Annotated in this window: 11 protein-coding genes and 2 pseudogenes; 8 read left to right on the forward strand and 5 right to left on the reverse strand. The window is 73.6% G+C overall.

Going from position 1 to position 12,402, the window contains the following annotated elements; genetic code table 11:
* The first annotated feature begins 107 nt into the window (after positions 1 to 107).
* Positions 108 to 872, forward strand: a complete 765-nt coding sequence (locus PVK37_RS08280) for a hypothetical protein (protein ID WP_275033195.1) — start codon at positions 108 to 110, stop codon at positions 870 to 872.
* 1,476 nt (positions 873 to 2,348) lie between these two features.
* Here the strand turns inward: PVK37_RS08280 and PVK37_RS08285 are convergent.
* Complete coding sequence (locus PVK37_RS08285; protein ID WP_275033196.1) at positions 2,349 to 3,002, reverse strand: hypothetical protein; 654 nt, start codon at positions 3,000 to 3,002, stop codon at positions 2,349 to 2,351.
* A 288-nt stretch (positions 3,003 to 3,290) separates the two neighbouring features.
* Here PVK37_RS08285 and ssd point away from each other — a divergent pair, with 288 nt between their 5' ends.
* The 7 genes from ssd (at position 3,291) to PVK37_RS08320 (ending at position 8,374) form a co-directional block, all read left to right on the forward strand.
* Positions 3,291 to 4,391 (forward strand): septum site-determining protein Ssd, encoded by a 1,101-nt coding sequence (gene ssd, locus PVK37_RS08290; RefSeq protein ID WP_275033197.1) that lies wholly within the window; start codon positions 3,291 to 3,293, stop codon positions 4,389 to 4,391.
* Positions 4,388 to 5,650 (forward strand): TadA family conjugal transfer-associated ATPase, encoded by a 1,263-nt coding sequence (locus tag PVK37_RS08295; protein ID WP_275033198.1) that lies wholly within the window; start codon positions 4,388 to 4,390, stop codon positions 5,648 to 5,650. Before ssd ends, PVK37_RS08295 begins: the two co-directional genes overlap by 4 nt.
* A gap of 392 nt (positions 5,651 to 6,042) precedes the next feature.
* On the forward strand, positions 6,043 to 6,705 hold the full coding sequence (locus PVK37_RS31825; RefSeq protein WP_423791018.1) for a hypothetical protein: 663 nt from the start codon (positions 6,043 to 6,045) through the stop codon (positions 6,703 to 6,705).
* Positions 6,705 to 7,358, forward strand: a complete 654-nt coding sequence (locus tag PVK37_RS08305) for a type II secretion system F family protein (RefSeq protein WP_275033201.1) — start codon at positions 6,705 to 6,707, stop codon at positions 7,356 to 7,358. The genes PVK37_RS31825 and PVK37_RS08305 overlap by 1 nt, the downstream gene beginning before the upstream one ends.
* A gap of 40 nt (positions 7,359 to 7,398) precedes the next feature.
* On the forward strand, positions 7,399 to 7,554 hold the full coding sequence (locus PVK37_RS08310) for a DUF4244 domain-containing protein (RefSeq protein WP_172900371.1): 156 nt from the start codon (positions 7,399 to 7,401) through the stop codon (positions 7,552 to 7,554).
* A 101-nt stretch (positions 7,555 to 7,655) separates the two neighbouring features.
* A complete protein-coding gene (locus PVK37_RS08315) occupies positions 7,656 to 7,973 on the forward strand; it encodes a TadE family type IV pilus minor pilin (RefSeq protein WP_275035028.1) in 318 nt (105 codons plus the stop codon).
* 8 nt (positions 7,974 to 7,981) lie between these two features.
* Positions 7,982 to 8,374, forward strand: a complete 393-nt coding sequence (locus PVK37_RS08320; protein WP_423791019.1) for an Rv3654c family TadE-like protein — start codon at positions 7,982 to 7,984, stop codon at positions 8,372 to 8,374.
* Positions 8,375 to 8,421: 47 nt separating this feature from the next.
* On the opposite strand, the gene PVK37_RS08325 is transcribed toward PVK37_RS08320, so the two are convergent.
* From PVK37_RS08325 to PVK37_RS31830, 4 genes and pseudogenes are all read right to left on the reverse strand, one after another.
* Complete coding sequence (locus PVK37_RS08325; RefSeq protein WP_275033204.1) at positions 8,422 to 9,000, reverse strand: LURP-one-related family protein; 579 nt, start codon at positions 8,998 to 9,000, stop codon at positions 8,422 to 8,424.
* Positions 9,001 to 9,530: 530 nt separating this feature from the next.
* On the reverse strand, positions 9,531 to 9,737 hold the full coding sequence (locus tag PVK37_RS08330; protein ID WP_275033206.1) for a hypothetical protein: 207 nt from the start codon (positions 9,735 to 9,737) through the stop codon (positions 9,531 to 9,533).
* Positions 9,738 to 9,798: 61 nt separating this feature from the next.
* Positions 9,799 to 11,466 (reverse strand): annotated as a pseudogene (locus tag PVK37_RS08335) (Zn-binding domain-containing protein); the annotation flags it as partial.
* Between the two features lie 207 nt (positions 11,467 to 11,673).
* A pseudogene (locus PVK37_RS31830) lies at positions 11,674 to 12,351 on the reverse strand (DEAD/DEAH box helicase); the annotation flags it as partial.
* Between the last annotated feature and the right edge of the window lie 51 nt (positions 12,352 to 12,402).

Below are 12,402 nucleotides of genomic sequence, written 5' to 3' on the forward strand. Positions count from 1 at the left end.
TGTGGGCCGGTGCCGGGCGGCTAACTCGTGATGCGTCGACCGGCCCGAGTGAACGAGGCGGTTGTGAAGCCTGGGAGACTTCGCCAGCGGCCCCTAGACTGCTGACCGTGAGTCGTTCCCGCCACGCCCGCGACGAGTACGCCCAGAACACCCTTGCGCTCGGCCTTGGATACGAACGCCCGGGAGCACCGGCTCTCTTTGATGCGGCTGTCACGAACGCACTCGTCGCCATCGTTGCGTACGAGTGGCCCGGGGAAGAGGTTGAGCCTGGCAGGACAGGACACATGCTCTCCGCGCGACGTCTGCTGAATCTCATCGATTCGAAGGTTGGTAGTGACGCCGAGCTGTCCGATGCCGCCAGACGAGTCGCGAACCACACTGGTGTGTTGCGGAAGACTGTGACGGAGTTGGCACCCGCCAGGCATGGGAGCGGGGGTTGGGCCTCCGTCCATCCAAACGCCGTGGAAGCACTGCGAGACCTAGATCAGCATCCGGCCCTGCTTGTGCTGGACATGTTCGAGGGCGATGAGCGTGAGGCGCAGGATCTAGCCCGCGACGCAGACGCACGAGCTTTCGCAGAGTTGTACCTCGCTCTGCTCAGTGAGGATGAGGTTGCACGTCGAGTGGCAAACCTTGATGACGCTTTGCCGTTTGACCCGAAGGAGCGAGCGGCAAGCCCTGATCCGCAAGAGTGCGACGTATGCGGGCAAGAGACACTAGTGGTTACAAGCATTGATCCTCACGGGGTTGGCGTGGGAATCGGAACCTGCTTTGTATGTGGCTATCACCGTGGAGAGGCGGCAGCGACGTTGGAGGCCCGGCACCGCATCTACCTTGATGACGAGTTGGGTAGCGAGTCCTCACCCGGATAGACGTGCCATGAGAGCTTCCTAGCAGAACGACATGGGGTGGCAGCGGAATGGCTGCCGACAGTAACGATGACAGCAACCATGCCGGACGGCAGCTTGCTGAGGAACACGTGCACCGACGAAGCCCGATCTTGCAGCCGTTCCCGGACGCGTGCGGACGCTGTGCACAGAGCTTGTAAGCGAGGCATCGGGCAGCGGCAAGGCAGCAAGAAGGCAGCGCGAGCGTCGATGCAGGTCGGCCCCGAACGTGAACCGACGACGCCTGGCACCTGCTCACCGACGCAGGCCGCCACCGTTTGACAGCGGCCGGCAGTTTCAGTCCGCATCCCCCCGACGGGGGTCGTCCCTTGTCCGGGTAGACGCTCCGGCGCAGCTCACAGGTTGTCGCCGTCCTCGTCGGAGCCGTCCCCGGAGGCTGATCCCCGGCCGGAAGCGGCGGGACCTGTGACGGCGCCCGGCTCCCATGATCGTCCGAGGGCTGGGGTGTGGTGCAGCGGAACGCTCTTGTGCACGACACCCGTGGTGCCGGTGGAGGCCCTGCTGTCGGTGACCTCGCTGCGGGCCGGTCAGCGGGAGGGGCCGGACGTCCACCCGATCGCCCCGGCACATGAGTCGGCGTTCCGGCCGCTCCCGAGGGGCGAAGCGGTCTGCCGGACGGTGACCGGATCGCGCCGCGGGTCAGTCAGACGGTGACCGGATCGCGCCGCGGGTCAGCCAGGAGACGGCCATCGACAATTGAGCTTCGAATGGCTATGCGAATGGACCGGTCCGGTGCCCTGCTCGGAGGGAGGAAAGGCTGATGCGTTTTCGCTCGGTCGTGCGTGCCTGGGCGGGCTCGTCGGTGTCGTCGTCGCTTCGTCCGCCAGCGCCGCTCCATCGCCTCCGATAACCGAAAGACCGAACGGGCACGTCGCGGTGTCCGCCGGCCCGACCGCCACCCTCGTCGGGGCCGTCGACCGGACACCACGACTTCTCTGACGTATTGCAGAGCAAGATTGTCCGACCGCAGCCACATTGTTTCCTGGTGCGGGAGGTCTTGACATTCTCGCCGTACGGGTCGACCTGCGTCGCCGTCGCTCGGCGGCAACGCTCCCGGAACCGATGCAGTGGCAAGGTTCTGGCCGAAGGCCCGACCTTCGGGCTGCCGGCCACGAGCGCCTTCATCGGCGTCCAGGAATCAATCGGGCGGCCACCGGCGGCGTTCTCGGGCCGGAGACGAGAAGCGAGACCGCGCCGCGAGAAGAGGCATTCGCTGGACGCGGCCGCCTGGTTCGTCTGAGGGTTGATGGAACAGGACGGCCGAGCCGGTCGGTTGCCCGCCGGCCGGCGAAAGTGGCGACGGACGTCGCCGGCGGCCCGCGCCCGTTTCGGACAGTTCTCCGTGTCGACGGGCGTGGATCAGTCGACTTTCGGCCGGGCGGCCAGGATGGCGATTCGGTCGACCGTGGATGATCGCATTCCGGAACGCTTTCCGGTCGACTACTGGATGATCGCCCGGGCGGGCTCGGCGACCGGCTGGAACACGGCCAGCGTCGAACCGTACCGGTTGGTGACCACCCACGGGTGGCCCACCTGCGTGGCCTGCGGGTGCGACTCTCCCGCCGCCAACCGGGTGACGCGCACCCGGTAGCCCCACTCGTTCAGCCGGTACAGGGTCACCTGGTCGTCGCGGCGGTTGACGAACTCGACGGTCGTCTCCGGTCCGCCGTCCTCCGCCCGCAGCTCCCGTTCGCTGCTGGCCGGCAGCGGAGTCAGTTCCGGTACCTCCGGGGAGCGGGAGGGGGTGGGGGAGGCGGGACCCGGAGTGGGACTGGTGGTCCTGGTCGGCTCCGGCGGGGCGCTACGCGACGGCGACGTGGTCCCCGACGGGCTGGCCCGGACCGGCTGGACCGGCCGTGCCGACCCGCTGGGGGCGGCACCGGCGAGGGTGGGCAGCGGCACGGCGGGCAGCGGCGGCTCGACCACCCGTGGAGGCGGACGTTCCTCGGCGGGGGCCATCGCCCACCCCACCGTGGTGGTCAACGCGGTGACCGCGAGCGCGACCAGCAGCAGGTGCCACAGCCGCTTCGGGCGGGCCGCGGTCTCGTCGGTGCCCGCCCGTGCACCCGGTGTGTGTTCCCTGGACTCAACCATCGACGTTCTGGTCTCCGTTCGCCGACGCTGCCGCCAAAGGCGGGCGAAGGCCCGATCATCCGTACGGACGTTCTCGTGGATCAATGGACCTTACCGGCACCGTTCGATGTGATCACGCGGGGACCAGCGACAACCGCCGGTCCGAGGTCCGTCCGCTTAGCAGATCAACTGCCGGATCGGGGGTTGTCCACAGGCGGTCGAGTTATCCACAGGTACGGGTCGGAAGCCAGCGGGCGGGGTGTCCGGTGGAGCAGGGTCTCGGCAACACCCCGACCACTGGAGGCCGCGATGCCATCCCGTACCGCCGTCCGGCCGCGCCAACGACTGCCGCTGGTCGTCACCGCAGACGCCGAGCTGCTCGACGACCTGCTCCGGCTCGCTGCCGCCGGCGGCACCGAGGTCGAGGTGGCCGCCGACCCGGCGGCGGCCCGAACCCGGTGGTCGCCGGCCCCGCTCGTGCTCGTCGGCAGCGACCAGGCCCAGCACTGCCTGCGGGCCCGGCTACCGCGCCGGGCCCGGCTGGTGCTGGTCGGGCGCTCCGGCGTGACGGACCCGGGCTGGGAGGTCGCCGAGCTGATCGGCGCGGAACACGTGGCCGTGCTTCCGGCGGCCGAGCCCTGGATCGTCGACCGGTTCACCGAGTGCGCGCCCCAGCAGACGGCCGCTGCCGCCCGGGTCGTGGCCATACTCGGCGGGCGGGGTGGGGCCGGTGCCAGCGTGCTCGCCGGTGGTCTGGCGGTCACCGCCGCCCGGGCCGGGCTGCGTACCCTCCTCGTCGACGCGGACCCGCTCGGCGGCGGCCTGGACCTGGTGCTCGGCTGGGAGGATCTGGCGGGGCTGCGCTGGCCCGCCCTCACCGACGCCGACGGCCGGGTCGACCCACCCGCCCTGGTCCAGGCGTTGCCCAGTCGAGGCGACCTGGTGGTCCTCTCCTGGGACCGGGGCGACCTGCTGCCACTGCCCTCGCCGGCGATGGCCGCCACCCTCGACGCCGCCCGGCGGGGCCGGGACATGGTCGTCGTCGACCTGCCCCGGCAACTCGACGACGCCGCCGTCGTCGCACTGCAGGCCGCCGACCAGGCCTTCGTGATCGTCCCGGCCGAGCTGCGGGCCACCGCCGCGGCGACCCGGGTGGTCGCCGCCGCAGCGCCGCACTGCGCCGAACTCGCGGTGATCGTGCGCGGCCCCGCCCCCGGGCGGTTGAAGGCCGCCGAGGTGGCCCGGTCACTCGGTCTGCCGTTGGCCGGCACGCTCCGCCCGGAGCCGGCCATCTGCCGAGGGCTGGAACGGGGCGAGGCCCCGGCGGCGGCCGGTCAGGGTCCACTCGCCGCCCTCTGCCAGCGGATCGTCGCCGATCTGACCGGCCGGCCCGTCGAGGACGCGGCATGACCGGCCAGCCCCGGGCCGGATCCGCCGCCGGCCGTCCGGGCACGGCTGCGCCCGACCTGTCCGCCCGGGTACGCCAGCGCTTCGCGGCCGAGGCCACCCCGGTCACGCCCGCTGCCGTGGTGTCGGCGGTACGCGCCGAGCCCACCGCCGCCGTCCTCGGCGACACGGTGGTGCTGCGGATGGCCGACCGGGTGCACGACGACCTGGTGGGTGCCGGTCCGCTCGGTCCGCTCCTGGCCGATCCCGAGGTGACCGACGTACTGGTCAACGGCACCCGGGTCTGGGTCGACCGGGGCGACGGCCTGCGGCAGGTGGCGGTGCCGGTCGGCACCGTCGACGACGTACGCCGGCTGGCGCAGCGGCTCGCCGCCACCGCCGGCCGCAGGCTCGACGACGGCTCCCCGTACGCCGACGCCCGGCTCGCTGACGGCACCCGACTGCACGCCGTCCTGCCCCCGGTGGCGACCGACGGCCCGTACCTGTCGCTGCGGACCTTCCGGCAGCGTCCCTTCACCCTCGACGAACTGGTCGACCACGGCACCGTGCCCCGGCCGGTGGCCCCACTGCTCGCCGCCGTCGTGGCGGCCCGGTTGGCGTACCTGGTCACCGGGGGCACCGGCTCGGGCAAGACCACCCTGCTCAACACGTTGCTGGGGTTGGTGCCGGGCACGGAGCGGATCGTGCTGGTGGAGGACGCCGCCGAGCTGCACCCGCGGCACCCGCACGTGGTCGGGCTGCAGGCCCGCACCTCCAACGTGGAGGGCTCCGGCGCGGTGGGGCTGAGCGACCTGGTCCGGCAGGCGCTACGGATGCGACCGGACCGGCTGGTAGTGGGTGAGTGCCGGGGTGGGGAGGTGGTCGGCCTGCTCGCCGCCCTGAACACCGGCCACGACGGCGGAGCGGGCACCCTGCACGCCAACGCCCCGTCCGACGTGCCGGCCCGGCTGGAGGCGCTCGGCCTGCTCGGCGGGTTGCCGCGGGCCGCCCTGCACGCCCAGGTGACCGCCGCCCTTCAGGTGGTGTTCCAGATGCGGCGGGGCCGGCACGGGCGGGTGCTGGAGTCGGTCTCCCTGCTGCTGCCGGACGGGCCGGATCGGCTGGTCAGCGTCGTGCCTGCCTGGCTGCGGGGACGCGGCCTGGGCCTCGCCGCGCGGGCACTCGGAGCACTGATCCAGCAGCGCGGAGTTCCGGTTCCGCCGATCCTGGCCCAACCCTGGCCGGGTGGGGCCTGGTCCGGCTCGGCGGAGACGTCGTCGTGAGTGCCTCCGCCTGGCCGGTGGTCCTGCTGGTTCTCGCCGCAGCGGCCGTGATCGGGTGGCCGACGGGCGGCTCGCGGCCCCGGCACCGCGCGCTCTTTTCCGTGATCGGCCCCACCGGCGGGGGTTCGACCGACAGTCGGGCCGCCCGTCCGGGGACGCGATTGACGGCGGGGCTGCGGAGCCACGGCCACCTGCCCCGATGGCCGGTCGCCGGGCCGATGCGATCACCGGCCCGGCAGGCACCGGCCGGGCCGCCCAGCCGCCGCGACCCGACCCGTCCGGCAGCCGGCGGCGGCCCCGCCGCCCCACCACCCGACGGGTGGCCGGGCGACGCCGGCCCGCACCGTGCCGTCACCGGCGGGTCCGGCCGGACGGGTCCAGCGGGTCGTCCGGTGACCGGCATCGGCCGGTGGAGGCTGGTGCCCCGCGTCCGTACCGCGCTGGTGACCGGTGCAGCGGCGGTCGTCGGCGGGGTGGTCGCCGGGCCGGTGGCCGCTCTGGTCGCTGCCGCGTACGTCGCCCTGGGGACGCGGGCCCTGCTGCGCCGACGGGCCGTCGCGGCGACCGACCAGCTCCGCCGTCGTCAGTTGGACGACCTGGGTGCACTCGCCGCCGACCTGCGAGCGGGTCTGCCGGTCCCGGTGGGCCTTGCCGGGGAGGAGCACATCGGGGCGGTTTCTGGCGGCACAGGTTCCACCACCGTCGTCCCTCCTTCCCGGCTCGACCGGCTGGCCCGCGCCGCCGCCCGCCTCGCCGACCGGACCGGCGCGCCCCTGGCGGAGCTGGTGGAGCGGATCGAAGCCGACGCGCGGGCGGTGGACCGGGGGCTGGCCGCCGCGGCCGCCCAGGCTGCCGGGGCGCGGGCCACCGCCTGGCTGCTCGCCGCCCTGCCGCTCGGCGGCATCGTGCTCGGGTACACCGTCGGTGTCGATCCGGTCGGGGTGCTGCTGCACACCCCGGTCGGCGCGGCCTGCGCGCTGGGAGCCACCGGACTCCAGACCGTCGGACTGCTCTGGGCGGAGCGGCTCGGCGCCCCGCCGCACGGGGTGCGCTGATGGCCGGTCGACCCAGTGCCGCCGGCGGTCACACCGGTGGCGAGCCGCAGACACCGCCCCGACTCGACCGCGTCCGGTTGGCCGCCGTACTGGCCGGGATCTCGGTCGTGGTGGTCCTCGGTGGTTGGTCCGGAATGGTCGGCGGGCTGCTGACCGCCACCGCGGCGGACCGGCTGCTCCGGCGGATCGAGTCGCCGGCCGTCCGGGACCGCCGGCTCGCCGAGGCGGCTGACCTGCCGCTGGCCGCGGACCTGCTGGCAGCGGCGATGCGGGGTGGCGCTCCCGTCGACCGGGCGGTGACCGCCGTGGCGGAGGCGCTCGGCGGGCCACTCGCCGACCGGCTCGGGCGGGTCGGGCGGACCCTGCACCTCGGCGGTGGTCCGGGCGAGGCGTGGGCGCACCTCGCGCCCGTCACCGGAGCGGACCGGCTGGTCACCGCTGCGGTCCGCTCCGCCGAGAGCGGTGCCGCGTTGGCCGGAGCCCTTACCCGCCTCGCCGACGACCTGCGTACCGACCGGGCCGTCGCCGCCGAGGCGTCCGCCCGCCGGGCCGGCGTCCTGATCGTGCTGCCGTTGGGGCTCTGCTTCCTGCCGGCCTTCATTCTCGCCGGCCTGGTGCCGGTGATCGTCGCCGTCCTCGGCGACGTGCTCTGAGGAACGAACCGTCGAGAAAGGAACAGTCGTGCGCAAACTGATGGCCCGCCTGCGCGGGGACGCCGGAATGAACACCGCCGAGTACGCCGTCGGCACCCTCGCCGCCGTCGCCTTCGCCGGCATTCTGCTGAAGGTGCTGACCAGCGGCAACGTGCAGTCCGCGCTGACTGCGGTGATCGACCGGGCGCTCAAGTGACCGCGCGCCGGCCGGCTGACCGCCCCTGCGGTTCCGCCACGTCCCGCAACGGTCGACGCGGCTGCCGGCCGGGCGGCGACCAGGGTTCCTTCACGGCCGAGTTGGCGGCCGGCCTGCCGGCGCTGATGCTGCTTCTTCTGACCGGGCTGACCGCGGTGAACGCTGCGACCACGAAAGCCGCCTGTCTGGACACCGCCCGGGAGGCGGCGCTCGCCGCCTCCCGGGGCCGGTCCGGCACCGAGGCCGGAGCCGGTAGCGCCCCGGACGGAGCCGACATCGCGATCCGGGTCGGTGGGGACCGGGTCACCGTGACGGTGCGGGCACCCGTACGGGCACTGGGCGCGCACCTACCCCGGCTCACGGTGACAGCCACGGCGGTCGCCGCCGTCGAGCCCGGCATCCCGTATCCGGTGGAGTGAAAGGAGGGATGTGGTCCGTGGGCAGGGCAGGAGTTGGTGCCGTACTGGTGCCGGACGGCCGGGACCAGGGTGGGGCGAGTGTGTTGCTGCTCGCGGTCGGTCTGGTGCTGCTGCTGACCGGGGTGTTCGGTGCGGTGGTCGGCGCGGCCCGCACCGCCCGGCAGCAGGCCCGGATGGCGGCCGACTTCGCTGCCCTGGCCGGCGCGGCCCTCGGTGTCCGGGGTGAGGAGGCCGCCTGTCGCCGGGCCGCCGACTTCGCCAACGCCAACCGGGCGAGGCTGACCCGATGTCAGCTGGAAGGGCTGGACCTGCTGGTCACGACCGAGGTGACGGTCGAGTTGGCCCCCGGGCTGACCCGCCGGGCCAGCATCACCTCACGCGCCGGCCCGACCCGCGGCTGACCCACGTCATGTCGGGGCGGGGCGGGGCGGCGGTAGGGCCGGCTGGTTCAGCGGCCCTGGAGGGCGTCCAACCCGATCGCCATCGCGATCACCAGGCGACGGTCGATGCCCGGGTGCGCCACGTCGACGGTGTACCGGTCGCGCAGACCCCACTGCTTCACCACTGAGAAGACCGGCTGCCCCTGGGCGACGAAGTCGAAGTGGTACGGCAACCAGGACAGCGAGTCGACGAACCGGCGCAGCACCGCCACCGGCATACTCCGCTCCTGGCCGGTGACCGGTGGCAGGCCGGGCTGCTCGACGTGCCAGGTCGAGCGCAGCAGCGACTGGGCGAAGTCCTTCCGGAACAGCCCGATCGGGTTGCCGGTGGGGTCGGTGACGTCGTACGTGGCCCCGATGTCGAGCCGCTGTCGGGCCTTGAAGCCGAGCAGCGGGTACTGCTTGCTGTCGTCGGTGTAGATGGTCACCTGCTCCTTGAAGGCCAGCCGCTTCTGCTGAGCGAAGGCGAGCAGCCCACCCTCGGAGCCGTCCGGGGCGACCGCGTGCACCTCGTACTGATTGACCATCATCCGGATGCGCTGCCGGACATGGAACCGCTGCTGACCCTGGAGCTGCTCAAGCTGCATGAGAGTTCCTCCCCATTTCTGGGCCCGACTCTCGCACAGCTTCCGGCCGACCGCTGGACCAGACCTGGCCGACGGCGGGGTGGAGGTCCGGCGCGGGGAGAAATCGGGCCCGATGGTGGGCCGAGGTCCGGCTTTGAGTGAGCGCCGGGCGACAGCAGGGTGAGATCCGGGCGACGTGGGGTGAAGTTCGACGCTGGGTCGGATCCGGGGGTGAGATCCGGGCCGCTGCGGGTAGGGCCGGAGCGTCGGGGAGCGCCGGCGTGGCCGGGCGGTTGCCGGAGCGTTGGGGGGCGTCGGGGTGGCCGGGTGAGGGCCGGCGCGGTAAGGGAGAGCCGGCATGGCCGGGCGGTGGCCGGAGCGCCGGGGAGAGTCGGCGTGGCGGGGTCGGGGTCCGGAGCCCTCGGGAGCGCTGCGGGGGCCGGGTAGGGGCCGGCGCGGTGAGGGGAGAGCCGGCATGGCCCGGCTGGTGGCGGCCGACCGGGCGAGAGTCGGCCGCCACCGGGGAGCATGCGCGGGGCAGGGTGCGCGGGTCAGCGGGCACCGTCTACCGTCGCGCGCAGTACCCAGGCGTTGAGGACCTGGTGGATGGCGCGGAGCCGCTCGTTGATCTGGTCCAGCCGTTCGGCCTGGGCGAGCTGGGCCAGGGCCGCGCCGAGGGCGATCTGCTGGTCACGGGTCAGGTTTTCCTGGTCGATGGTGTAGAGCAGGTCGACGGTCTCGGTGATGGTGTCGGCCACAACTCCTCCTCGGGGGGGCATGGAAGCGCTCCCAAGCCACCATGCCCCGAAAGGACCTGATCTATGCGTGCGTCTCGCCTGGCAGACTCGCCAGGACCACGTCGAGGACCTGGACGGCGGCCGACTTGTCCAGCGGATTGTTGCCGTTTCCGCACTTCGGGGACTGTACGCAGGACGGGCAGCCGGTCTCACAACCGCACTCGGCGATCGCTTCCCGGGTGGCCCGCAGCCACGCCGCCGCCGTCCGGTACGCCCGCTCGGCGAACCCCGCCCCGCCCGGATGTCCGTCGTAGACGAAGACGGTCGGGGCCCCGGTGTCCGGGTGCAGCGCGGTGGACAGCCCGCCGATGTCCCACCGGTCACAGGTCGCCATCAACGGCAGCAACCCGATCGCGGCATGTTCGGCGGCGTGCAGCGCACCGGGCACGTCGGGTGGCTCCACCCCGGCCGCCGCCAGCGTCTCCGGCGTGAGGGTGAACCAGACCGCGACGGTACGCAGTTCCCGGGCCGGCAGGTCCAGCGGCCGGGTGTCGATCACCTCACCGGACGCGATGCGCCGCCGCTGGTACGAGACCACCTGGTTGGTCACGTCCACCTCACCGAGGAACAACTGCACCGGCCCGGCGTCGACCCGGGACCGCACCGACACCACCGACAGCGCGGTGACGTCCCGGGCATGCGTGGACCAGTCCGGCTCCTCGGCGTGCACCAGCGCGCACCCGTCGGCCAGGTCCAGTTCGTCCACCACGTACGACACGCCCTGGTGCAGGTAGACCGCGCCGGGGTGGACCAGCACGTGCGACGAACCGCCGTCGACGGTACCGAGCAACCGTCCGGTGGCCGCCTCGACCACGCAGACCGGTGCGCCCCCCTCGCCGCGCAGGTCCACCTCGGGACGTTCCCGGTGCCGCCAGTACCAGCCGGTCGGCCGCTGTCGCAGCGCCTGCGCCGCGACCAGCGCGTCCACCGCTTCCTTCGCCCCGTCGCCGAAGAGTTCCAGGTCGGCCGGGGTCAGCGGGGACTCGACCGCCGCGCAGGCCAACTGCGGTGCCAGCACGTACGGGTTGGCCGGGTCGAGCACCGTCGCCTCCACCGGCGCGCCGAACAGCGCCTCCGGGTGGTGCACCAGGTAGGTGTCGAGCGGGTCGTCCCGGGCCACCAGTACGGCCAGCGCCTCGTCGCCGGAGCGCCCCGCCCGCCCGGCCTGCTGCCACAGCGACGCCCGGGTGCCCGGGTACCCGCAGATCAGCACCGCGTCCAGGCCGACCAGGTCGACCCCCAGTTCCAATGCGTTGGTGGAGGCCAGCCCGAGCAGCTCGCCGTCGAGCAGGGCCCGTTCCAGCTCGCGCCGCTCCTCGCGCAGATAGCCGGCCCGGTACGCGGCCACCCGGGCCCCGAGGCCGGGCACCGCCTCGTCGAGGGCCCGCCGTGCGTTGGCCGCCACCACCTCGGCACCGCGCCGGGACCGGACGAACGCGAGCGTGCTTACCCCCTCGATGACGGTGTCGGCGAGCAGGTCCGCCGTCTCGCGCAGCGCCGACCGGCGGACCGGCGTCAGATCCTCCGGCCCGTCGGCGGTGGCCGGCTGCATCGGGGGTTCCCAGAGGGCGAAGGTCACCCCGCCGCGCGGCGAGGTGTCCTCGGTGACGGCGGCGACCGGTAGGCCGGTGAGCCGCCCGGCGGCCGTCGCCGGATCCCCGGACGTGGCCGAGGCCAGCACGAACGTCGGGCCGGTCGAGCCGGCGGGCGGAGCCCCCGACCGGAGGGCGGGTCCGGCGTCCCGGTCCACCAGCCCACCGGCCGGGCCGGCGACGGCGGGGCTGCCGGACGGGCCGGCGAGGGTGGGGCCGGACGAGCGTGCCAGGGTGGCACCCGGCGAACCGGTGGTACCCGACGGGCCGGCGAACACCGGACCGGGCGGGCCGACGGGCATGGAGGTACGGCTCGGCCGTCCGCTCAGCCTGCGGAGCCGGCGCAGCACGTGCGCCACGTGCGAGCCGAAGACGCCCCGGTAGGTGTGGCACTCGTCGACGATCACGTACGTCAGCCGGCGCAGGAAACCGGACCAGTGCGCGTGCCCGGGGAGGATGCCGTGGTGCAACATGTCCGGGTTGGTCAGCACGAACCGGGCGTGCCGGCGGATCCACTCCCGTTCGGCGCGCGGGGTGTCCCCGTCGTAGGTGGCCGGGCGTACCCCGTCCAGCTCAAGCCCGGCGACGGCGCGGAACTGGTCGGCGGCGAGCGCCTTGGTCGGGGCGAGGTAGAGCACGGTGGCCCGGGGGTCGGCGAGCAGGGTGGCCAGCGCGGGAAGCTGGTACGCCAGGGACTTGCCGGAGGCGGTGCCGGTGGCGACCACCACGTGCTGCCGGTCGTACGCGAGGCTGGCCGCCTCGGCCTGGTGCCGCCACGGCGCGACCACCCCGCGTCGGGCGAACGCCGCGCGCAGTTCCGCCGGGGCCCAGTCCGGCCACGGCACCGGTACGCCGGGCCGGGCCGGTACCCGTTCGACGTGGGTGACCGGGTCGGCGGCGGTCCGGGCGCGGAGCCGGCGCAGCAGCTCCTCCGGGGTGCGGCCGGGACCGGAACCGGTCGACACGGTGGCTGCGGAGGTCACGTCCTGCACTCTCGCACTGGGGTACCGGAGTCCGCACGCCCGGGGCTGGGT

It is taken from the genome of Micromonospora cathayae (assembly GCF_028993575.1).
Lineage (GTDB): Bacteria > Actinomycetota > Actinomycetes > Mycobacteriales > Micromonosporaceae > Micromonospora > Micromonospora cathayae.

Excerpts from the sequence above, each read along its gene's own strand:
- PVK37_RS08285 (WP_275033196.1), bottom strand. The coding sequence starts at position 3,002 with ATGGTTGAGTCCAGGGAACACACACCGGGTGCACGGGCGGGCACCGAC.
- ssd (WP_275033197.1), top strand. The coding sequence starts at position 3,291 with ATGCCATCCCGTACCGCCGTCCGGCCGCGCCAACGACTGCCGCTGGTC.
- PVK37_RS08295 (WP_275033198.1), top strand. The coding sequence starts at position 4,388 with ATGACCGGCCAGCCCCGGGCCGGATCCGCCGCCGGCCGTCCGGGCACG.
- PVK37_RS08305 (WP_275033201.1), top strand. The coding sequence starts at position 6,705 with ATGGCCGGTCGACCCAGTGCCGCCGGCGGTCACACCGGTGGCGAGCCG.
- PVK37_RS08310 (WP_172900371.1), top strand. The coding sequence starts at position 7,399 with ATGGCCCGCCTGCGCGGGGACGCCGGAATGAACACCGCCGAGTACGCC.
- PVK37_RS08320 (WP_423791019.1), top strand. The coding sequence starts at position 7,982 with ATGTGGTCCGTGGGCAGGGCAGGAGTTGGTGCCGTACTGGTGCCGGAC.
- PVK37_RS08325 (WP_275033204.1), bottom strand. The coding sequence starts at position 9,000 with ATGCAGCTTGAGCAGCTCCAGGGTCAGCAGCGGTTCCATGTCCGGCAG.